General features: G+C 52.1%; 21 protein-coding genes. 12 read left to right on the top strand and 9 right to left on the bottom strand.

The window, feature by feature from the left end; genetic code table 11:
* The first annotated feature begins 41 nt into the window (after positions 1-41).
* Together mtlD and mtlR are read left to right on the top strand one after the other, a co-directional pair.
* Positions 42-1,190 carry a mannitol-1-phosphate 5-dehydrogenase gene (gene mtlD, locus OGY18_RS04610; protein ID WP_003827336.1) on the top strand — a complete coding sequence of 383 codons (1,149 nt, stop codon included), beginning with the start codon at positions 42-44 and terminating at the stop codon, positions 1,188-1,190.
* Positions 1,190-1,777, top strand: a complete 588-nt coding sequence (mtlR, locus tag OGY18_RS04605) for a mannitol operon repressor MtlR (RefSeq protein ID WP_003024179.1) — start codon at positions 1,190-1,192, stop codon at positions 1,775-1,777. The genes mtlD and mtlR overlap by 1 nt, the downstream gene beginning before the upstream one ends.
* Before the next feature lie 12 nt (positions 1,778-1,789).
* Here the strand turns inward: mtlR and OGY18_RS04600 are convergent, their stop codons facing one another.
* Positions 1,790-1,996 carry a hypothetical protein gene (locus OGY18_RS04600; protein WP_003827334.1) on the bottom strand — a complete coding sequence of 69 codons (207 nt, stop codon included), beginning with the start codon at positions 1,994-1,996 and terminating at the stop codon, positions 1,790-1,792.
* 292 nt (positions 1,997-2,288) lie between these two features.
* Here OGY18_RS04600 and OGY18_RS04595 point away from each other — a divergent pair, with 292 nt between their 5' ends.
* The 5 genes from OGY18_RS04595 to trmL all read left to right on the top strand — a co-directional run bounded on the left by OGY18_RS04595 (position 2,289) and on the right by trmL (position 7,043).
* Entirely contained in the window at positions 2,289-2,651 is a 363-nt protein-coding gene (locus OGY18_RS04595; protein ID WP_003827333.1) for a YibL family ribosome-associated protein, read from the top strand.
* Positions 2,652-2,913: 262 nt separating this feature from the next.
* Positions 2,914-4,569 (top strand): L-lactate permease, encoded by a 1,656-nt coding sequence (lldP, locus tag OGY18_RS04590; protein ID WP_003827332.1) that lies wholly within the window; start codon positions 2,914-2,916, stop codon positions 4,567-4,569.
* Positions 4,566-5,342 carry a transcriptional regulator LldR gene (lldR, locus tag OGY18_RS04585; protein ID WP_148361326.1) on the top strand — a complete coding sequence of 259 codons (777 nt, stop codon included), beginning with the start codon at positions 4,566-4,568 and terminating at the stop codon, positions 5,340-5,342. The genes lldP and lldR overlap by 4 nt, the downstream gene beginning before the upstream one ends.
* Positions 5,339-6,529, top strand: coding sequence for an FMN-dependent L-lactate dehydrogenase LldD (gene lldD / locus OGY18_RS04580; RefSeq protein ID WP_003827330.1), 1,191 nt, complete (start codon positions 5,339-5,341; stop codon positions 6,527-6,529). The genes lldR and lldD overlap by 4 nt, the downstream gene beginning before the upstream one ends.
* A gap of 40 nt (positions 6,530-6,569) precedes the next feature.
* Positions 6,570-7,043, top strand: coding sequence for a tRNA (uridine(34)/cytosine(34)/5-carboxymethylaminomethyluridine(34)-2'-O)-methyltransferase TrmL (gene trmL / locus OGY18_RS04575; RefSeq protein WP_032945354.1), 474 nt, complete (start codon positions 6,570-6,572; stop codon positions 7,041-7,043).
* Positions 7,044-7,224: 181 nt separating this feature from the next.
* Here the strand turns inward: trmL and cysE are convergent, their stop codons facing one another.
* From cysE to OGY18_RS04550, 5 genes are all read right to left on the bottom strand, one after another.
* Positions 7,225-8,046 carry a serine O-acetyltransferase gene (gene cysE / locus OGY18_RS04570; protein ID WP_003024160.1) on the bottom strand — a complete coding sequence of 274 codons (822 nt, stop codon included), beginning with the start codon at positions 8,044-8,046 and terminating at the stop codon, positions 7,225-7,227.
* 77 nt (positions 8,047-8,123) lie between these two features.
* Complete coding sequence (gpsA, locus tag OGY18_RS04565; RefSeq protein ID WP_003827328.1) at positions 8,124-9,143, bottom strand: NAD(P)H-dependent glycerol-3-phosphate dehydrogenase; 1,020 nt, start codon at positions 9,141-9,143, stop codon at positions 8,124-8,126.
* On the bottom strand, positions 9,143-9,610 hold the full coding sequence (secB, locus tag OGY18_RS04560) for a protein-export chaperone SecB (protein ID WP_003024155.1): 468 nt from the start codon (positions 9,608-9,610) through the stop codon (positions 9,143-9,145). The genes gpsA and secB overlap by 1 nt, the downstream gene beginning before the upstream one ends.
* A 46-nt stretch (positions 9,611-9,656) precedes the next feature.
* Positions 9,657-9,908 carry a glutaredoxin 3 gene (gene grxC / locus OGY18_RS04555; RefSeq protein ID WP_003024152.1) on the bottom strand — a complete coding sequence of 84 codons (252 nt, stop codon included), beginning with the start codon at positions 9,906-9,908 and terminating at the stop codon, positions 9,657-9,659.
* A 52-nt stretch (positions 9,909-9,960) separates the two neighbouring features.
* On the bottom strand, positions 9,961-10,392 hold the full coding sequence (locus OGY18_RS04550) for a rhodanese-like domain-containing protein (RefSeq protein WP_003024148.1): 432 nt from the start codon (positions 10,390-10,392) through the stop codon (positions 9,961-9,963).
* 249 nt (positions 10,393-10,641) lie between these two features.
* On the opposite strand from OGY18_RS04550, the gene gpmM reads away from it, so the two are divergent.
* Genes gpmM through OGY18_RS04535 form a run of 3 tightly spaced genes read left to right on the top strand, consistent with a single transcriptional unit; the run spans position 10,642 to position 14,418 of the window.
* Positions 10,642-12,186: a 2,3-bisphosphoglycerate-independent phosphoglycerate mutase gene (gpmM, locus tag OGY18_RS04545; protein ID WP_003827325.1), complete on the top strand. Its 1,545-nt coding sequence runs from the start codon at positions 10,642-10,644 to the stop codon at positions 12,184-12,186.
* A 33-nt stretch (positions 12,187-12,219) separates the two neighbouring features.
* Positions 12,220-13,479, top strand: coding sequence for a murein hydrolase activator EnvC (gene envC / locus OGY18_RS04540; protein WP_231504629.1), 1,260 nt, complete (start codon positions 12,220-12,222; stop codon positions 13,477-13,479).
* Positions 13,480-13,482: 3 nt separating this feature from the next.
* Positions 13,483-14,418, top strand: coding sequence for a divergent polysaccharide deacetylase family protein (locus tag OGY18_RS04535; protein WP_003024138.1), 936 nt, complete (start codon positions 13,483-13,485; stop codon positions 14,416-14,418).
* Here the strand turns inward: OGY18_RS04535 and OGY18_RS04530 are convergent, their stop codons facing one another.
* Positions 14,419-15,453, bottom strand: coding sequence for a glycosyltransferase (locus tag OGY18_RS04530; protein ID WP_003827319.1), 1,035 nt, complete (start codon positions 15,451-15,453; stop codon positions 14,419-14,421).
* 484 nt (positions 15,454-15,937) lie between these two features.
* Between OGY18_RS04530 and OGY18_RS04525 the strand changes: the two genes are divergently transcribed.
* Positions 15,938-16,624 carry a lipopolysaccharide core heptose(II) kinase RfaY gene (locus OGY18_RS04525; RefSeq protein WP_003827317.1) on the top strand — a complete coding sequence of 229 codons (687 nt, stop codon included), beginning with the start codon at positions 15,938-15,940 and terminating at the stop codon, positions 16,622-16,624.
* A gap of 52 nt (positions 16,625-16,676) precedes the next feature.
* On the opposite strand, the gene tdh is transcribed toward OGY18_RS04525, so the two are convergent.
* The gene (gene tdh, locus OGY18_RS04520) at positions 16,677-17,702 is read right to left on the bottom strand and encodes an L-threonine 3-dehydrogenase (RefSeq protein ID WP_003024132.1); all 1,026 of its coding nucleotides are present in this window, start codon (positions 17,700-17,702) and stop codon (positions 16,677-16,679) included.
* A 9-nt stretch (positions 17,703-17,711) separates the two neighbouring features.
* The gene (gene kbl, locus OGY18_RS04515; protein WP_286552027.1) at positions 17,712-18,908 is read right to left on the bottom strand and encodes a glycine C-acetyltransferase; all 1,197 of its coding nucleotides are present in this window, start codon (positions 18,906-18,908) and stop codon (positions 17,712-17,714) included.
* A 214-nt stretch (positions 18,909-19,122) separates the two neighbouring features.
* On the opposite strand from kbl, the gene rfaD reads away from it, so the two are divergent.
* Positions 19,123-20,055: an ADP-glyceromanno-heptose 6-epimerase gene (gene rfaD, locus OGY18_RS04510; protein ID WP_003827312.1), complete on the top strand. Its 933-nt coding sequence runs from the start codon at positions 19,123-19,125 to the stop codon at positions 20,053-20,055.
* Position 20,056: the final 1 nt, after the last annotated feature.

The raw sequence follows: 20,056 nt of genomic DNA, 5'->3' as shown, positions 1-20,056 counted from the left end.
CCCAGCCCTCTTGGGTAAAAACATTAATGAAGGTTAATACTATGAAAGCATTACATTTTGGCGCAGGTAATATCGGTCGTGGCTTTATCGGCAAACTGCTGGCGGACGCGGGGATACAGCTGACGTTCGCGGATGTAAATCAGGTCGTGCTCGATGCCCTGAATGCCCGTCATAGCTATCAGGTTCATGTCGTGGGTGAAAACGAGCAGGTTGATACCGTCTCCGGTGTCAACGCCGTGAGCAGCATCGGCGATGATGTTGTTGAACTGATTGCCCACGTAGATTTAGTCACTACCGCCGTCGGTCCGGTCGTGCTTGAGCGTATCGCTCCGGCCATCGCCAAAGGGCTGGTTAAACGCAAGGCGCAGAGAATCACTACTCCACTAAATATCATCGCTTGTGAAAACATGGTGCGCGGAACGACTCAGTTGAAAGGCCATGTAATGAACGCGTTAGCAGATGAAGATAAAGCCTGGGTTGAAGAACATGTTGGCTTTGTCGATTCTGCCGTGGACCGCATTGTTCCGCCTTCGGCTTCAGCAACCAACGATCCGCTGGAAGTTACCGTAGAAACCTTCAGTGAGTGGATTGTCGACAAAACACAGTTCAAAGGTGAACTGCCAAATATCCCAGGAATGGAATTAACTGATAACCTGATGGCATTTGTCGAACGTAAACTCTTCACGCTGAACACCGGGCATGCTATAACCGCGTACCTCGGAAAATTGACCGGTCATCAGACCATCCGTGACGCGATTCTCGACGAGAAAATCCGCGCAGTGGTAAAAGGTGCGATGGAAGAGAGCGGCGCGGTACTGATCAAACGCTATGGCTTTGATGCAGCAAAACATGCGGCATACATTCAGAAAATCCTCGGCCGTTTTGAAAACCCGTATCTGAAAGATGACGTTGAGCGTGTGGGTCGTCAGCCACTGCGTAAACTTAGCGCAGGCGATCGTCTGATTAAACCACTGCTGGGTACGCTGGAATATGGTTTGCCGCATGCGAATCTGGTTACCGGTATTGCGGCAGCGATGCACTATCGCAGCGAAGAAGATCCGCAGGCACAGGAACTGGCCGCACTGATTGACGAAAAAGGTCCACAGGCCGCGCTGGCGCAAGTTTCCGGGCTGGATGCCAACAGTGATGTCGTGCTTGAGGCTGTTAACGCGTATAACGCAAAGAAATGATGCAGGACCTGGCGCAGGATATCCTGCGCCTGAATAATAGATTGTCAGATATGCAGGCAATAATGGAACAAACGCAGGCCTTTGAAAATCGTGTGCTTGAGCGTCTGAATGCTGGCAAAACCGTACGCAGCTTCCTCATCACCGCCGTAGAACTGCTCACCGAGGCGGTGAATATCCTTGTGCTTCAGGTATTTCGCAAAGACGACTATGCGGTGAAATACGCCGTAGAACCGCTGCTCGACGGCGATGGCCCGTTGGGCGATCTTTCCGTTCGTCTGAAGTTAATCTACGGTCTGGGCGTACTCAGCCGGCCGGAGTATGAAGACGCGGAGCTTCTGATGGCGCTGCGGGAAGAGTTAAACCATGACGGTAATGAATATGCGTTCACCGACGACGAAATTCTTGGACCGTTTGGTGAACTTCACTGCGTGACGGCACTCCCGCCGCCACCGCAGTTTGATACCTCAGACTCAGGTTTGCATGCCATGCAAATCCAGCGTTACCAGCAGATGGTGCGCTCCACGATGGTACTTTCCCTGACCGAGCTGATTTCTAAAATCAGCTTAAAAAAAGCCTTTCAAAAATAAGACGATGTTTGCTTATTTCTCTTCCTGCTGCGGTCGATACAGCTGCCGATAGTACGCCAGACGTTGCAGATACAGCTGCGCGTTTTCCTGCGGTATTTCTGAAGGGACAACGTTGCGCGGCGGTGTTTTATTCAAATATTCGCGAAAAGCCTGGCTTGAAGCCATAAAATCGACAGTTTTATCAATCAGGACCGAAACGTTCTCACCTATTTTCGCCATAATCTTCCCTCCTCCATGTATTAACCGCGCTCAGCCTGTGCGGTTGATCATTTAAGTTTAGGATCAGTTGGGTGTTTATATTGAGGAAAACGTGCTTCACCACGAACATGCCAATAAAAAGCACCACGGCCGATCTTATCGCTTAAAATTCCTTGTTAATCAATGAAGTAACATTATCATTAGCTAATTAATACTTACGGTATTTGATTATTTATCTTCGAGCAGTTGTGAATAATCCCGCTCTGCGCGCATACTATAGGATATTCATCCTATTTTTATCAGAAGCTATCCTATGAAAGAAGTCGAAAAAAACGAAATTAAACGCCTGAGCGATCGTCTGGACGCTATTCGCCACCAGCAGGCAGACCTGTCCCTGGTTGAAGCCGCCGACAAATACGCCGAGCTGGAAAAAGAGAAAGAAACTCTGGAAGCCGAGATCGCACGCCTGCGTGAAGTTCACAGCCAGAAGCTGAGCAAAGAAGCGCAAAAGCTGACAAAACTTCCGTTCCGTCGGGCCATCACCAAAAAAGAGCAGGCTGACATGGGCAAACTGAAGAAGAGCGTGCGCGGCCTGATCGTCGTCCACCCGATGACCGAGCTTGGCCGTGAAATGGGCCTGAAAGAGATGACGGGCTTCGCGAAGAGCGAGTTCTAATCTCCCACCGGGCAACATCCGCTTGCCCGGTCCTTCATTTCCCCTCGCAATTGGCCCTACCAATTTTAACCAGATCCTACCAGCACCTCACATTTCATTAAAATGTGCGTACAATACCGTTGCCAATAAATAACATTTGATTAACCATTCATTGTCATTACCCCTACACAACAATATTGGCAGGGCCACTTTTACACATAATGTGACCTGGAGATGAGCACAGACTCATTCCATTATGTCGGCGGCCCCCAGGAGACCTGCAATGAATCTCTGGCAACAGAACTACGACCCGGCCGGTAACATCTGGCTTTCCAGTCTGATCGCATCGCTCCCTATCCTGTTCTTTTTCTTCGCCCTGATTAAGCTCAAGCTCAAAGGCTATGTTGCGGCGTCATGGACGGTGGTGATCGCTTTGTCGGTCGCCCTGCTGTTTTACAAAATGCCGGTCGATCACGCTCTGGCATCCGTAGTGTACGGTTTCTTCTATGGTCTGTGGCCGATTGCCTGGATCATTATCGCCGCGGTATTCGTCTATAAAATCTCGGTGAAGACCGGGCAGTTCGACATTATCCGCTCCTCGATACTCTCGATTACCCCAGACCAGCGTCTGCAAATGCTGATTGTCGGTTTCTCCTTTGGGGCATTCCTCGAAGGAGCGGCAGGCTTTGGCGCTCCGGTAGCGATTACCGCCGCACTGCTGGTTGGTCTTGGCTTTAACCCGCTGTATGCGGCAGGTTTGTGCCTGATCGTAAATACCGCGCCGGTCGCTTTTGGCGCAATGGGCATTCCGATTCTGGTTGCCGGTCAGGTTACCGGACTGGACAGCTTCGAGATTGGCCAGATGGTAGGGCGTCAGCTGCCGTTCCTGACCATTATCGTGCTGTTCTGGATTATGGCGATTATGGATGGCTGGCGCGGCGTCAAAGAAACCTGGCCTGCGGTGATGGTCGCTGGCGGCTCGTTTGCTATCGCACAGTACCTCAGCTCTAACTTTATCGGGCCGGAACTGCCGGACATCATCTCTTCTCTGGTCTCACTGGTGTGTCTGACGCTGTTCCTGAAACGCTGGCAGCCGGTACGCATCTTCCGTTTTGGCGATATGGGCGCTTCGCAGGTCGATATGGATCTGTCGCGCACCCGCTACACCGCTGGGCAGGTGGTACGCGCCTGGTCACCGTTCCTGTTCCTGACAGCTACCGTCACGCTGTGGAGCATACCGCCGTTTAAAGCGCTGTTTGCGCCAGGCGGCGCGATGTACCACTGGGTGGTCAATATTCCGGTTCCGTTCCTCGACAAGCTGGTTGCCCGTATGCCGCCGGTCGTACACGAAGCCACGGCCTACGCGGCGGTGTACAAATTTGACTGGTTCTCCGCGACCGGTACCGCAATACTGTTTGCCGCCCTGCTGTCTATCGTCTGGCTGAAGATGAAGCCATCTGCTGCGCTGCAGACCTTTGGCAGCACGTTGAAAGATCTGGCGCTGCCTATCTACTCCATCGGGATGGTGCTGGCGTTCGCGTTTATCTCTAACTACTCCGGGCTTTCATCCACCCTGGCACTGGCCCTGGCGCACACCGGCAGCGCTTTTACCTTCTTCTCGCCATTCCTCGGCTGGCTGGGGGTATTCCTGACCGGGTCCGACACCTCATCAAACGCATTGTTCGCCGCCCTGCAGGCCACGGCCGCTCAGCAAATCGGCGTTTCGGATGTGCTGATGGTGGCCGCAAATACCACCGGCGGCGTGACCGGCAAGATGATCTCTCCGCAATCTATCGCTATCGCCTGTGCGGCAGTGGGATTAGTGGGGAAAGAGTCTGATCTGTTCCGCTTTACCGTGAAGCACAGCCTGATTTTCACCTGCATGGTGGGTGTGATTACCACGCTGCAGGCCTATGTCTTAACCTGGATGATTCCATGATAGTGATGCCCAGACGCCTGTCAGACGAAGTCGCATCTCGTGTGCGGGCGCTGATTGAAGAACAACAGCTGGAGGCGGGCATGAAGTTGCCCGCTGAGCGCCAACTGGCCGTACAGCTCGGCGTATCGCGCAACTCGCTGCGCGAGGCGTTAGCCAAGCTGGTGAGTGAAGGTGTGTTGATTAGCCGTCGTGGCGGCGGGACGTTTATCCGCTGGCAGCATGAAGCATGGTCTGAACAAAACATCGTTCAGCCGCTGAAAACCCTGCTGGCGGACGATCCTGATTACAGTTTCGATATTCTGGAAGCCCGCCACGCCATCGAAGCCAGCACCGCCTGGCATGCAGCTATGCGTGCTACTACTGCCGACAAAGAGAAAATCAGACTCTGTTTCGAGGCCACACAAAGCGAAGATCCAGATCTCGCCTCGCAGGCAGACGTTCGCTTTCATCTCGCCATTGCGGAAGCCTCGCACAACGTGGTGCTGTTACAGACCATGCGCGGTTTCTTCGACGTATTGCAGTCTTCGGTGAAACAGAGCCGCCAGCGTATGTACCTTGTGCCGCCCGTATTTTCGCAACTGACGGCGCAGCATCAGGCCGTCCTGGATGCGATTGTTGCCGGAGATGCCGACGGAGCGCGTAAAGCAATGATGGCGCACCTCAGTTTTGTCCACACTACGATTAAACGATTTGATGAAGATCAGGCCCGCCAGGCGCGTATCACCCGCCTGCCCGGTGACCCTGGTGAGAATAGCAGGGAGAACAACGCATGATTATTTCAGCAGCCAGCGACTATCGCGCCGCAGCCCAGCGCATCCTACCCCCCTTCTTGTTCCACTATATAGACGGTGGGGCGTATGCAGAGCACACTCTGCGCCGTAACGTGGCAGACCTGTCGGAGGTGGCGCTGCGCCAGCGCGTGCTGAAGAATATGTCCGACCTGAGCCTGGAGACAAAGCTGTTCAACGAAACGCTCTCCATGCCGGTGGCCCTTGCACCTGTCGGTCTGTGTGGCATGTACGCGCGCCGGGGCGAAGTTCAGGCCGCCGCCGCCGCTGATGCCAAAGGCATTCCGTTTACGCTTTCCACGGTATCCGTATGTCCGATTGAAGAGGTCGCTCCAACCATCAAACGTCCGATGTGGTTTCAGCTATATGTTCTGCGCGATCGCGGCTTTATGCGCAACGCGCTGGAGCGCGCCAAAGCGGCGGGTTGCTCCACGCTGGTCTTTACCGTCGATATGCCAACCCCGGGCGCACGCTACCGTGACGCACATTCCGGGATGAGCGGCCCAAATGCCGCACTACGCCGCTACTGGCAGGCAGTCACCCATCCACAGTGGGCATGGGACGTTGGCCTGAACGGTCGCCCACATGATTTAGGTAATATCTCGACTTATCTTGGTAAACCTACCGGTCTTGAGGATTACATCGGCTGGCTGGCGAATAACTTCGACCCGTCGATTTCCTGGAAAGACCTCGAGTGGATCCGCGAATTTTGGGATGGTCCGATGGTGATCAAAGGGATCCTCGATCCCGAAGATGCCCGAGACGCCGTACGCTTTGGCGCGGATGGTATTGTTGTCTCTAACCACGGTGGTCGCCAGTTAGACGGCGTGCTGTCTTCAGCTCGCGCGCTACCCGCCATTGCCGATGCGGTAAAAGGCGATATCACCATTCTGGCAGACAGTGGGATCCGCAACGGCCTGGACGTCGTACGTATGATTGCGCTGGGCGCGGATAGTGTTCTGCTGGGACGTGCTTATCTGTACGCGCTGGCCACCCACGGTCAGGCCGGGGTGGCGAATCTGCTAAATCTGATCGAGAAAGAGATGAGGGTGGCAATGACCCTGACCGGTGCAAAATCGATTAGCGAAATCAGCCGTGATTCACTGGTACAAGAACTGGGCAAACAGGTGGCTGACTACCCGATGCAGCCCAAACGTGGAAATGCGGCGTAAACGTTAATTTGCTATGCTGCCCCGTACTTAAGGGGGCAGCATGCTAAACATCGTATTATTCGAACCAGAAATCCCGCCAAATACCGGCAATATTATCCGTCTTTGCGCCAACACCGGCTTTCGTCTGCATATTATTGAGCCAATGGGCTTTACCTGGGACGACAAGCGCCTGCGCCGCGCGGGGCTGGATTACCATGAATTTGCCGCCGTGCAACGCCACCCTGATTACGCCGCCTTCGTCGCCGCAGAAAATCCGCAACGTCTGTTTGCCCTGACCACCAAAGGTACGCCAGCGCATAGCGCGGTAAGCTATCAGGATGGGGATTATCTGATGTTTGGCCCGGAAACTCGCGGTCTGCCAGCCAGCATCCTCGACGCACTGCCAGCTGAACAAAAAATTCGTATTCCGATGATGCCGGACAGTCGCAGCATGAACCTGTCAAATGCGGTGTCGGTAGTGGTGTATGAGGCCTGGCGCCAATTAGGTTATCCCGGCGCGGTATTGCGTAGTTGATTTTTGTCGGATGGCGGCTGACGCCTTATCCGACCTACGAAAGAATTTACCATTATTTTTCGAGCGTTATCGGAGCAGTCAGGTTGGACACGGACTGCGCTTGCCGACCTGCGCGTACACGTAGTACGTGAGGATGGCGAGCACAGCCCGGGTTCAAGATGACAAGTAAGATAGCTCGAAATCAGATTCCATCGCCGTATTCGAACGTATGATGTATCCCGTTGAAATGCTGATCCATATCCATAGACGGTTTATCGCTGTCAGGCTTGCCGACGATGCGCGCCGGTACGCCTGCGGCGGTGGTATGCGGCGGTACGGGCTGTAGCACGACCGAACCTGCGCCAATCTTCGCGCCGCGCCCGACTTCAATGTTGCCGAGAATTTTTGCTCCCGCGCCGATCATCACGCCTTCACGAATTTTCGGGTGGCGGTCACCGCCGGCTTTACCGGTCCCGCCCAGCGTGACGGATTGCAGAATAGAGACGTCATTTTCAATCACCGCGGTTTCACCGACCACAATGCCGGTGGCGTGATCGAGCATAATCCCACGACCAATTTTTGCCGCCGGATGAATGTCTACCTGGAAGGTAACGGACACCTGATTTTGCAAGAATATCGCCAGCGCCTGACGCCCCTGATGCCACAGCCAGTGACCGATACGGTAGGCCTGAAGCGCATGAAAGCCCTTCAGATACAGCAGTGGAGTGGAATATTTATCGACAGCCGGGTCACGCGTGCGTACTGCCTGAATATCGCAGGCCGCTGAGGCAATCATTTCAGGATCGGCCGCGTAGGCCTCTTCTACGACTTCGCGAATCGCAATGGCGGGCATGATTGGAGAAGCGAGTTTATTCGCCAGCATATAGCTTAGCGCACTGCCGAGATTTTCATGCTTGAGCAGCGTTGCGTGGTAAAAACTGGCCAGCATTGGCTCACATTCCGCCAGTGCCCGGGCTTCCGCTTTAATGTTTTTCCAGACGATATCCAGTTCTTCACACGGCATTGCGTACTCCAGAAGGTAGCAAAACGACCGATCCGTTCTTCGCGGATCGGGTCGTTATATTCAACAGTTCCTTACAGCTAGTGGCGACTCAGCTCGTCCTTGCGTGCACGGCCTAATAACGTCAATGCTGCCTCGCGCGCGTTTTTTCCGCAATACAATACTTGATAAATTTCCTCGGTTATTGGCATCTCAACACCAAAACGGTGCGCCAATTCACGAACTTCTTTCGTATTGCGATAGCCTTCAACCACTTGGCCAATTTTGTCCTGCGCACCCTGCACGTCCATCCCCTGGCCGAGCATCATGCCAAAACGACGGTTGCGCGACTGGTTGTCGGTACAGGTCAGCACCAGATCGCCTAAACCCGCCATCCCCATAAAGGTGGCAGGATCGGCCCCCAGCGCCGCACCAAGACGAGACATTTCGGTCAGCCCACGGGTGATCAATGCGGTTCGTGCATTCGCGCCGAAACCGATGCCGTCAGACATCCCTGCGCCAATGGCAATGACGTTTTTCACCGCACCGCCAAGCTGTACGCCAATGAAATCCGGGTTGCTGTATACGCGGAAGCTTTTGCCGCAGTGCAGCAACTGCTGGAGATCGTCAGCAAAGGTGTCGTCCGTCGAGGCCAGAGAAATCGCCGTCGGCATGCCCGCAGCCAGCTCTTTGGCGAACGTCGGGCCGGAAATAACCGCCAGTGGAATTGAGTCCCCCAACGCTTCACGCGCGACATCCTGCAGCAGACGCCCTGTTTCCGCTTCCAGACCTTTTGTCGCCCAGACCAGTCGTGCGTCAGAACGCATCAATGGTTTGATGTTACGCAGCACTTCGCCAAAGACGTGGCTCGGCACCACCACCAGAATATTACGACTGGCGGCCAGCGCTGTGGCTAAATCACTTTCCAGGCGCAGCGTGTCGGGAAAAGGCACATCAGGAAGGAACGCGACGTTGCAGCGATCGTGCTCGAGAGTCGCGATATGTTTAGGATCATGGCCCCACAGGACAACCTGATGGCCATTTCTTGCCAGGGTGATGGCAAGAGCGGTGCCGTACGAGCCGGCACCAATCACAGTCATTGAAGCATTACTTTGGTTCATCAGGCATCCTGATGTTCTTCAGTACCTTCGCCAGCCTGCTGCTGTAAATAGTTCATGAACAGCGCATCAAAGTTGACCGGCGCAAGGTTCAGTTGCGGGAACGTACCGCGTGAAACCAGGCTGGTGATGCATTCGCGGGCATACGGGAACAGAATGTTCGGGCAGTATGCGCCCAGGCAATGCGCCATTTGAGTCCCTTCGATACCACTGATGGAGAAAATACCGCCCTGCTGAACTTCGCACAGGAACGCAGTTTCTTCACCCAGGGAAGCCGTTACGGTGACACGCAGCACTACTTCATACACGTCATCTGCCAGTTGGGTAGATGCGGTATCAAGATCCAGTTTAACCTCTGGCTGCCAATCTTTCTGGAAAACATGCGGTGCATTTGGCGCTTCGAAAGACACATCCTTGGTATAAATACGTTGGATCTGGAAAGCCATTTCAGTGTTATTTTGTTCTGACATGTTGAGAAAACCCTTTAGTGTTGTCCTTTAAATACTTCGGTACGCCTTAACGCAGCAGCGGATCCAGTCCACCACGCGCATCCAACGCATACAAGTCGTCACAACCACCAATGTGCTGTGCATCAATAAAAATCTGCGGAACCGTAGTACGGCCACTGCGCTTGATCATCTCTTCACGCTTCACGGCATCACCGTCAATCGGAAGCTCCTGGAAACTCACACCCTTGCTGTTTAACAGCGCCTTTGCGCGATGGCAAAACGGGCAGGTTGCTTTGGTATAGATCTCAATATTGGCCATGACTTATCTCCAGTGTTCTTTTTACCCTGCGGCATGAAAGAAGACGGGTAAATTACTTGCCGCGAACCAGTGGCAGATTCTCACCACTCCAGCCCGCTACGCCATCTTTCAGTACAGACACCTGCTCAAAACCGGCTTTGATCAGCGCAGTTGCTGAATCCTGGCACTGCATGCCTGAGCCATCAACCACAATAACAGGTTTGTTTTTGTGTTTTTCCAGTTCGCCAAAGTTGTTGGCTTTGATTTCGCTCGGCAGCAGGTTAGTGGAGCCAGCGATATGACCTTTGCGGAAGTCGTCGCGCTGACGTAAATCCACGACAACGGCGTCTTCTTTATTGATGAGACGTGTGGCTTCTCCGCGCGTAATCACCTTCACTTTGGAAGTCAGGCTCTTAAACGTGGTAAATAATACAGCCGCCAGTAACGCAATCCAGGCGATACTCAATACAGGGTGGCGACTAACAAATTGCATAATTTCTTGCATGGGGGGTAACAACTCCCGACTCAGTGATTAAAAAAACCAGGAAAGGAGTATACCTGCGCGTTGGCGCAAATACAGCCAGAGCGTGCATTGGATTGCATTTTTGCGGGGCGCTACGGAAAAAAAAACCTAAAACCACGCCCTCTGCGGCGCGCTCTGGTCGATTATTTGATCTTCCGGGGCTACTTTATCGATTCAGCTGTAGTAAAATTACGCAATTATTTTTTATCTATTAAGTGTGAGGTTGTCGCAATGTCGGTTTCTAAAAAACCTATGGTACTGGTGATTCTGGATGGCTATGGCTATCGCGAAGACAGCCAGGATAACGCCATCTTTAATGCCAAAACCCCGGTAATGGATGCCCTGTGGGCAAAACGTCCGCATACCCTGATTGATGCGTCTGGCCTGGAAGTTGGCCTGCCCGATCGCCAGATGGGCAACTCCGAAGTCGGTCACGTCAACCTGGGCGCGGGCCGCATCGTGTATCAGGACCTGACCCGTCTGGATGTAGAAATTAAAGAGCGTACTTTCTTCGCTAACCCGGTGCTGACCAATGCGGTCGACCAGGCAAAAAATAGCGGCAAAGCGGTACACATCATGGGTCTGCTCTCTGCGGGCGGTGTTCACAGCCACGAAGATCACATCATGGCGATGGTAGAAATGGCTGCTGAACGCGGGGCTGAGAAAATCTATCTGCACGCTTTCCTTGATGGCCGTGATACTCCGCCACGCAGCGCTGAACATTCACTGCAAAAATTCGAAGAGAAATTTGCCGCGCTGGGCAAAGGCCGCGTAGCGTCCATCATCGGTCGTTACTACGCGATGGACCGCGACAACCGTTGGGATCGCGTTGAACAGGCTTATGACCTGATGACGTTGGCCAAAGGCGAGTTCCAGTTCGCTACGGCGGTTGAAGGCCTGCAGGCTGCTTATGCCCGCGACGAAAACGATGAATTCGTGAAAGCGACCGTGATCCGTGCTGAAGGCCAGGCTGAAGCCGCCATGGAAGACGGCGATACGCTGATTTTCATGAACTTCCGTGCTGACCGTGCGCGTGAAATCACTCGTGCGTTTGTTAACGCTGATTTCGACGGCTTCGCCCGTAAGAAAGTCGTTAACCTCAACTTTGTGATGCTGACCGAATACGCGGCCGACATCAAAACTGCGGTTGCTTACCCACCAGCATCTCTGGCTAACACCCTTGGCGAGTGGATGGCGAAGCACGACAAAACGCAGCTGCGTATTTCCGAAACCGAAAAATATGCGCACGTGACCTTCTTCTTCAACGGCGGCGTAGAAGAGCCGTTCAAAGGCGAAGATCGCATCCTGATCAACTCGCCGAAAGTTGCGACCTACGATCTGCAGCCAGAGATGAGCTCTGCTGAGCTGACCGAAAAACTGGTTGCGGCGATTGAGAGCGGAAAATACGACACCATCATTTGTAACTACCCGAACGGCGACATGGTTGGTCATACCGGGGTGATGGAAGCAGCGGTTAAAGCGGTTGAAGCGCTGGATCACTGCGTTGAACAGGTCGCGAAAGCGGTTGAATCCGTTGGGGGTCAGTTGCTGATCACCGCAGACCACGGTAACGCAGAGCAAATGCGCGATCCGTCCACCGGTCAGGCGCATACTGCGCACACCAACCTGCCCGTTCCGCTGATTTATGTCGGTGGCAAGAACGTTAAAGCAGTCGAAGGCGGCAAACTTTCTGATATCGCCCCGACGATGCTGACGCTGATGGGTATGGAAATCCCGCAAGAGATGACTGGTAAGCCGCTGTTCATCGTGGAATAATCCCTCCCCATGAGGGGAAAGGCGATTAATACCATCACTCGGGCCGTGAAACCGCGTAAGTTTTCAGTCAGGCCCTTGTTCTACGCCAGCGCGCTTAGCGCTGGCGTATTGCTGTGCGCCTTTTCCGCCCACGCGGACGAACGCGACCAGCTCAAATCTATTCAGGCCGATATCGCGGCAAAAGAACGCGCGGTACGTCAACAGCAACAACAACGCGCCACCCTCCTCGCTCAGCTTAAAGCTCAGGAACAAGCCATCGCCGTTGCCGCAAGGCAGTTGCGCGAAACGCAAAACTCACTGGCGCAGCTGAATGCACAAATCGCAGAGATGAACGCAGCACTCGCGAAGCTGGAAAAACAGCGGGCCGCACAAGAACGCAGCCTGGCAGCCCAACTCGACGCAGCTTTTCGCCAGGGCGAACACACCGGCATTCAGCTCATTCTTAGCGGTGAAGAAAGCCAGCGCGGGCAACGCCTGCAGGCCTATTTCGGCTATCTGAACCAGGCGCGACAGGAAACTATCGCGCAATTGAAACAAACCCGCGAAGAGGTCGACTCGCAAAAAGCCGAGCTGGAAGATAAGCAGAGCGAACAGCAGACGCTACTGTACGAACAGCGCGCTCAGCAGGCTAAGCTGGAACAGGCACGTAACGAACGCCAGAAAACGCTTTCGAGTCTGGAATCATCGATTCAACAGGGTCAACAGCAACTGGGCGAAATGCGCGCCAACGAATCCCGTCTGCGCAACAGCATTGCCCGCGCCGAAGCCGCAGCCAAAGCGCGTGCGGAACGTGAAGCACGCGAGGCGCAGGCAGTACGCGATAAGCAACAGGATGCGTCACGAAAAGGCTCAACCTATAAACCGACCGAAAGTGAAAAATCACTGATGTCGCGTACCGGCGGTTTGGGTTCGCCACGCGGTCAGGCATTTTGGCCCGTTCGTGGTCCAACTCTACATCGTTATGGCGAACAGCTGCAGGGTGAGCTACGTTGGAAGGGGATGGTTATTGGCGCATCCGAAGGCACCGAAGTTAAAGCCATTGCCGATGGTCGCGTCATTCTGGCGGACTGGCTGCAGGGCTATGGCCTGGTGGTCGTCGTTGAACACGGTAAAGGCGATATGAGCCTGTACGGTTATAACCAGAGCGCACTGGTCAGCGTCGGTACGCAGGTTCGCGCCGGGCAGCCTATAGCACTTGTGGGTAGCAGCGGCGGTCAGGGCAGGCCGGCACTCTATTTCGAAATTCGTCGCCAGGGTCAGGCGGTCAATCCACAGCCGTGGTTGGGAAGATAAGTTTTGCCACAACAATTTCGTCGTCTACTACTCTCTCTCGCCAGTCTGCTGGCCTTCGCAACACCTGTATTTGCTGGCAAACTCGCCATCGTCATTGATGATTTCGGCTATCGCCCACACACTGAAAACCAGGTACTGGCGATGCCTTCTACCATCTCCGTTGCCGTTCTGCCTAACGCCCCACATGCGCGTGAAATGGCAATCAAAGCGCATAACAGCGGGCATGAAGTCTTAATCCATCTGCCAATGGCGCCGCTGAGCAAGCAGCCGTTAGAGAAAGACACGTTACGCCCTGAAATGAGCAGCGAAGAGATTGAGAGGATCATTCGCGACGCGGTAAGCAAAGTACCGAATGCGGTCGGTCTGAACAACCATATGGGCAGCGCGATGACCTCCAGTCTTTTCGGCATGCAGAAGGTGATGCAGGCGCTGGAACGTTACGACCTCTACTTCCTGGACAGCATGACCATCGGTAACAGCCAAGCAATGCGCGCAGCGTCAGGTACCGGTGTGAAGGTCATCAAACGCAAAGTCTTCCTGGATGACACGCAAAACGAAGCCGATATTCGCCGTCAGTTTAATCGTGCCGTCGAGCTTGCGCGCCGCAACGGTTCCGCAATCGCCATTGGCCACCCTCACCCGTCTACGGTTCGCGTTCTGCAGCAGATGCTGTATAGCCTGCCAGCCGACATCACGCTGGTTCGTCCAAGCAGCTTGCTCAATGAACCACAGGTGGATACCTCCAGACCAAACCTCACGCCACCGAAGAACGGTACGCCTGATGCACCGCGTAATCCTTTCCGCGGGGTGAAATTATGCAAACCGAAACAGCCGTTAGAGCCGGTGTACGCCAGCCGCTTCTTCAGCGTGCTCGGCGAAAGCATCACCCAAAGCACGCTGGTGCAGTATATGCGCTTGCAGTGGCAGGGCTGGCAATAATCAGTCTTTACTATCCAGCGTTAAATGGGCCAGGCGGCGCGGCGTCAATGATTTATCGCGCCACTGGCTAAAACGGATAGCCCACAACAGCACCTGATAACCCAGCTTTACGCTGCAGATATTACTCACCATACGCTTGAACATACCCGATACAAATACTTCAGCAATCATGCGCTGGCGGATCTGTGGATCGGGTTCTTTACGAATACAATGACATACTCGCAGTCCCTCATAAATCACTTGTTGCTTAAACTCAGGATAGATAGTGATGCGGTTAGCGTAGCTATGATTAAGTTCGTCCAGCAGGCGAGTGATCTTTATATAGTGCCGTTGATAGTTTAAATTCGCTTCACCCTGCCGCTTCATGTGGCTAATTGAGCCATCGTGTTGGTAGTATTTATATAATGGTTTTTCCGTATATTTCGCACGAGTGGCATTAAACATAAACACCGTACTCCACATGACATCCTGATGATGTAACCCAGGGATAAATCTTATATTGTGTTCTTTAATGAGGTCATTTCTATATACCCCCATCCAGAGAACATGCGTCCAGCGGCGCGAAGCAAGCCCCATACGCAACCAGTCTGGGCCGGAGAGAATACCGGTAGAACGCAGACGATCTGTTGGAATGGATACCCAGACTCGGGATGTTTCCCGCGAACTCCAGTCTGCGTTGCTTTGTACAACGTCAAGGTTGTCCTGCAAGGCCATTCCCATCAATGTCTCATACATCTCCGGATAGACTTCATCATCGGCATCAACGAATGCGATGTAATCCCCCACAGCGACATCCAGGCCAAGGTTTCGCGCGACAGAGACACCCTGGTTGGCCTGATGCAGCAGCCGAACATGGGGATATTTTTCTGCATAGTATTGCGCAATATCGACTGAGCAGTCCGTAGAACCATCATTTACAATAATGATTTCAAGATCTTTCCAGGTCTGCGCAATTAACGACTCCATACAGTCACGAAAGTAACTACCGGCATTATATAACGGGATAATAACGCTTAATTTATATTTACTTTGCATCGTAGGGTAATCATCTAATCTATGGGATTGTCGTTACTCTATCACCCAATTATTAAGATATTATTAAGGCTTAACAAGAGGTACAATTTCCAGAGAAATAGGCCAGCATTCCTATAAATTTATATTAGCTAGATTGATAACCTATTTACTTACACGTCCGAGAAACAAAAAACAGCACGAATAGCCAACTTAGTTGTTACCTGTGTATGACAAAGGATTTTGTTATACTAACTTGATCTCTATCACAAAATGAACAGTGCAAATGTAATGATGACCAAAGCACTCTTGCTACATTGATGCTTTAAGTCATAAAATTCTCATAACGTAAAGCAATTAATCAATTACTTTCAATTAGATAGAGCATAACACTGTTGTTTATGTGTCTTTTACATAAAAGCATGTATTAACTAACCACCGTCGATACAATTTTGTATAATACAGAGCATGACTATCCACAACAGATTAATATACGAAGGCGAATTTAATGAACATTAGTAAGGTTGAATTAAATGACTTTAATGTTTATTTCAAGAAAGAAAAAATTAATTTCCCTTTGTTGATGAAAAAAATATCAAATAATGAAATAAAAGGGAAACAACTGAATGCTGAAAATGGTTTTCGCAGCGTCCATCTTGTCGAATATGAAAATAAAAAGTTTATTGTCAAGAACGATCGTGAAATAGACAATCGCTTTGAAAAAAAAGCGCTAAACTTTATTTCCGGGCCCTTTTATTCACATATGATTAAACGACTGGCACGCTTAACTCCAGAGCAACGCGCCTGTACTGCAGATCTGTACTACGTTGCCGAAAAATGTCACTTTCGTCAATGTGTTGAAGTGTCAACCGTGCATGAATACATTGATGGAAAACCCCTTGCCGAAATCAACGAAAGTAATGCCGAAGAGGTGAAAAACTGTATTATTAAACTTCACAATGCAGGTCTTGCATCGAATGATATTCACCCTGGAAATTTTATTAGAACGCCATCTGGTGAACTTAAAGTTATCGATCTTTCATGCAAAGGCATTATGAAAATATGCCAGGCGAACGATATCCTCACGCTCCGGAATAAATACAATATCGATATTCAGGGTCATGGCTTCGTTTATAACCTGATTTTATTGAAAGAAAAGCTTCGCCGACTTTCACGAAAAATTCGCGGCAAGTAAAAAATAGCCAGATATTAATCATATCTGGCTATTCATTCTTACCGGCTTAATACTAATCCCAGCTCAGGATCACTTTCCCTGACTGGCCTGAACGCATCGCGTCAAAGCCCTGCTGGAATTCATCGATGGAGAATCGATGGGTGATGATCGGCGACAAATCCAGTCCAGACTGGATCAGTGCAGCCATTTTGTACCAGGTTTCAAACATCTCACGACCGTAGATACCTTTAATAAACAGCCCCTTAAAGATAACTTTGGTCCAGTCGATGGACATATCAGATGGCGGAATACCCAGCATAGCAATACGGCCACCGTGGTTCATGGTGTCCAGCATGGCGCGAAACGCTGGCGGCGCCCCGGACATCTCCAGGCCCACATCAAACCCTTCGGTCATACCCAGTTCAGCCATCACGTCGGTCAGATTCTCTTTCGACACGTTGACCGCGCGTGTGATACCCATTTTGCGTGCCAGCTCAAGGCGATACTCATTAACGTCGGTGATCACCACGTGGCGTGCGCCAACATGCTTCGCGACCGCCGCCGCCATAATACCGATTGGACCCGCACCGGAAACCAGCACATCTTCCCCAACCAGATCGAACGACAGCGCCGTGTGCACTGCATTACCGAACGGATCGAAGATAGACGCCAAGTCGTCGGAGATATTGTCCGGGATTTTAAATGCGTTAAATGCCGGGATCACCAGGTACTCCGCAAAGCAGCCAGGGCGGTTTACACCGACACCGGTCGTATTGCGGCACAGGTGAGTACGTCCACCGCGGCAGTTACGGCAATGCCCGCAGGTGATATGACCTTCGCCTGAAACGCGATCGCCGATTTTAAAGCCTTTAACTTCCTGACCGATGCCAACAACTTCGCCGACATATTCATGCCCAACGACCATCGGTACCGGGATGGTTTTTTGCGACCATTCATCCCAGTTATAAATGTGAACGTCAGTCCCGCAGATGGCTGTTTTACGGATTTTAATCAGCAAATCGTTATGACCGACTTCCGGTTCAGGAACGTCGGTCATCCAAATGCCCTCTTCCGCTTTCAGTTTGGATAACGCTTTCATTTCACATCCTCAGGCAATAACGCCCAGTTGTTTACCAATGCGTGTGAACGCCTCAACAGCACGCGTAATCTGCTCAGGGGTATGCGCCGCAGACATCTGGGTACGGATACGCGCCTGGCCTTTTGGAACCACCGGATAGAAGAATCCGGTAACGTAAATCCCCTCTTTTTGCAGCTCGCGGGCGAACGCCTGCGCCACTACTGCATCACCCAGCATGACCGGGATGATCGCGTGATCCGCACCGGCTAACGTAAAGCCTGCGGCAGACATTTGCTCACGGTACTGACGTGCATTCGCCCACAGGCGATCGCGCAGGTCGCTGCCAGCTTCAACCATTTCCAGCACTTTAATGGAAGCCGCAACAATCGCCGGTGCCAGTGAGTTGGAGAACAAATAAGGACGGGAACGCTGACGCAGCCACTCAACAACTTCTTTGCGCGCTGCGGTGTAACCACCGGATGCGCCGCCGAGTGCTTTACCCAGCGTACCGGTGATGATGTCCACGCGACCCATCACGTCACAGTATTCATGGGAGCCACGACCATTTTCGCCGACAAAACCGACGGCATGGGAATCATCAACCATGACCAGCGCGTCGTATTTATCCGCCAGATCGCAAACGCCTTTCAGATTAGCGATCACACCATCCATAGAGAACACGCCATCAGTGGCGATCAGGATATGGCGAGCGCCTGCTTCACGCGCTTCTTTCAGGCGAGCTTCCAGTTCCACCATATCGTTGTTGGCGTAACGGAAACGTTTTGCTTTACACAGACGCACGCCATCAATGATAGAAGCGTGGTTCAGGGCATCGGAAATAATTGCGTCTTCTGCGCCCAGCAGCGTTTCAAACAGGCCGCCGTTGGCGTCGAAGCAGGAAGAGTAAAGGATGGCATCTTCCATTCCGAGGAATGCCGCCAGTTTTTGCTCCAGTTGCTTATGGCTGTCCTGGGTACCGCAAATAAAGCGAACCGAAGCCATACCAAATCCGTGAGAATCCATACCCGCTTTTGCCGCTGCAATCAGTTCCGGATGGTTAGCCAACCCCAAATAGTTGTTCGCACAAAAGTTAATAACGTGGCTTCCATCCGCCACGGTAATATCCGCCTGCTGGGCAGATGTAATAATGCGTTCTTCTTTAAACAATCCTTCCGCACGTGCGGTTTCGAGATCGTTCGTTAACTGTTTGTAAAAATCCCCACGCATTTCAATTCTCCAGACTGGGCAAATTTCAGCACATATTACCCAAAGCTATACGTTGATACGAGATGACGCATCATCACTTCTTCAAAATGAAGCATAAATCACGTGTACCCGCACGGCTTATCGGTGAATGGCTGAAGCCTAAGCCATGTAGTGATATGATAGAAGTATTCGTGTCTGAGATTGTCTCTGACTCCATAATTCAAAGGTTACATTTATGATCATCGTTACCGGCGGCGCGGGCTTTATCGGCAGCAACATCGTTAAGTCTCTGAATGATAAAGGTATCACCGACATTCTGGTGGTGGACAACCTGAAAGACGGCACCAAGTTTGTTAACCTGGTGGATCTGAATATTGCTGACTACATGGACAAGGAAGACTTCCTGATCCAGATTATGGCCGGGGAAGATTTCGGCGATATCGAAGCGATTTTCCACGAAGGCGCATGCTCTTCAACCACCGAGTGGGACGGCAAGTATATGATGGATAACAACTATCAATACTCCAAAGAGCTACTGCACTACTGCCTGGAACGTGAAATCCCGTTCCTGTACGCATCCTCTGCCGCCACCTACGGCGGTCGCACTTCTGATTTCATCGAGTCTCGTGAATATGAGAAACCGCTGAACGTCTACGGCTACTCAAAATTCCTGTTCGACGAGTACGTGCGTCAGATCCTGCCAGAAGCCAATTCTCAGATTGTTGGCTTCCGCTATTTCAACGTCTACGGACCGCGTGAAGGCCACAAAGGCAGCATGGCAAGCGTTGCTTTCCACCTCAACACCCAGCTTAACAATGGCGAAACACCAAAACTGTTCGAAGGCAGTGAAAACTTCAAACGTGATTTCGTTTACGTAGGCGATGTAGCTGCGGTAAACCTGTGGTTCCTGGAAAACGGGGTTTCCGGCATCTTTAACCTCGGTACAGGTCGTGCGGAATCTTTCCAGGCCGTTGCCGATGCTACGCTGGCGTACCACAAAAAAGGCAGCATTGAGTACATTCCATTCCCGGAAAAACTGAAAGGCCGCTACCAGGCATTTACCCAGGCAGATCTGACGAACCTGCGCGCAGCGGGCTATGACAAGCCGTTTAAAACCGTCGCCGAAGGCGTCACGGAATATATGGCCTGGCTGAACCGCGACGCGTAAG

This window comes from Citrobacter sp. Cpo142 (genome assembly GCF_030332425.1).
GTDB lineage: Bacteria > Pseudomonadota > Gammaproteobacteria > Enterobacterales > Enterobacteriaceae > Citrobacter > Citrobacter portucalensis.
Note: the sequence above shows the minus strand (reverse complement) of the source record. Positions and strands in the feature narration are given on the sequence as shown.

What these genes read in the sequence shown, in the direction of transcription:
- gpsA (WP_003827328.1), bottom strand. Translation starts at nt 9,143, where the DNA reads ATGAACCAAAGTAATGCTTCAATGACTGTGATTGGTGCCGGCTCGTAC.
- lldP (WP_003827332.1), top strand. Translation starts at nt 2,914, where the DNA reads ATGAATCTCTGGCAACAGAACTACGACCCGGCCGGTAACATCTGGCTT.
- OGY18_RS04595 (WP_003827333.1), top strand. Translation starts at nt 2,289, where the DNA reads ATGAAAGAAGTCGAAAAAAACGAAATTAAACGCCTGAGCGATCGTCTG.
- lldD (WP_003827330.1), top strand. Translation starts at nt 5,339, where the DNA reads ATGATTATTTCAGCAGCCAGCGACTATCGCGCCGCAGCCCAGCGCATC.
- OGY18_RS04550 (WP_003024148.1), bottom strand. Translation starts at nt 10,392, where the DNA reads ATGCAAGAAATTATGCAATTTGTTAGTCGCCACCCTGTATTGAGTATC.
- rfaD (WP_003827312.1), top strand. Translation starts at nt 19,123, where the DNA reads ATGATCATCGTTACCGGCGGCGCGGGCTTTATCGGCAGCAACATCGTT.
- kbl (WP_286552027.1), bottom strand. Translation starts at nt 18,908, where the DNA reads ATGCGTGGGGATTTTTACAAACAGTTAACGAACGATCTCGAAACCGCA.
- tdh (WP_003024132.1), bottom strand. Translation starts at nt 17,702, where the DNA reads ATGAAAGCGTTATCCAAACTGAAAGCGGAAGAGGGCATTTGGATGACC.
- trmL (WP_032945354.1), top strand. Translation starts at nt 6,570, where the DNA reads ATGCTAAACATCGTATTATTCGAACCAGAAATCCCGCCAAATACCGGC.
- OGY18_RS04530 (WP_003827319.1), bottom strand. Translation starts at nt 15,453, where the DNA reads ATGCAAAGTAAATATAAATTAAGCGTTATTATCCCGTTATATAATGCC.
- mtlD (WP_003827336.1), top strand. Translation starts at nt 42, where the DNA reads ATGAAAGCATTACATTTTGGCGCAGGTAATATCGGTCGTGGCTTTATC.
- secB (WP_003024155.1), bottom strand. Translation starts at nt 9,610, where the DNA reads ATGTCAGAACAAAATAACACTGAAATGGCTTTCCAGATCCAACGTATT.
- grxC (WP_003024152.1), bottom strand. Translation starts at nt 9,908, where the DNA reads ATGGCCAATATTGAGATCTATACCAAAGCAACCTGCCCGTTTTGCCAT.
- gpmM (WP_003827325.1), top strand. Translation starts at nt 10,642, where the DNA reads ATGTCGGTTTCTAAAAAACCTATGGTACTGGTGATTCTGGATGGCTAT.
- OGY18_RS04600 (WP_003827334.1), bottom strand. Translation starts at nt 1,996, where the DNA reads ATGGCGAAAATAGGTGAGAACGTTTCGGTCCTGATTGATAAAACTGTC.
- OGY18_RS04525 (WP_003827317.1), top strand. Translation starts at nt 15,938, where the DNA reads ATGAACATTAGTAAGGTTGAATTAAATGACTTTAATGTTTATTTCAAG.
- mtlR (WP_003024179.1), top strand. Translation starts at nt 1,190, where the DNA reads ATGCAGGACCTGGCGCAGGATATCCTGCGCCTGAATAATAGATTGTCA.
- cysE (WP_003024160.1), bottom strand. Translation starts at nt 8,046, where the DNA reads ATGCCGTGTGAAGAACTGGATATCGTCTGGAAAAACATTAAAGCGGAA.
- lldR (WP_148361326.1), top strand. Translation starts at nt 4,566, where the DNA reads ATGATAGTGATGCCCAGACGCCTGTCAGACGAAGTCGCATCTCGTGTG.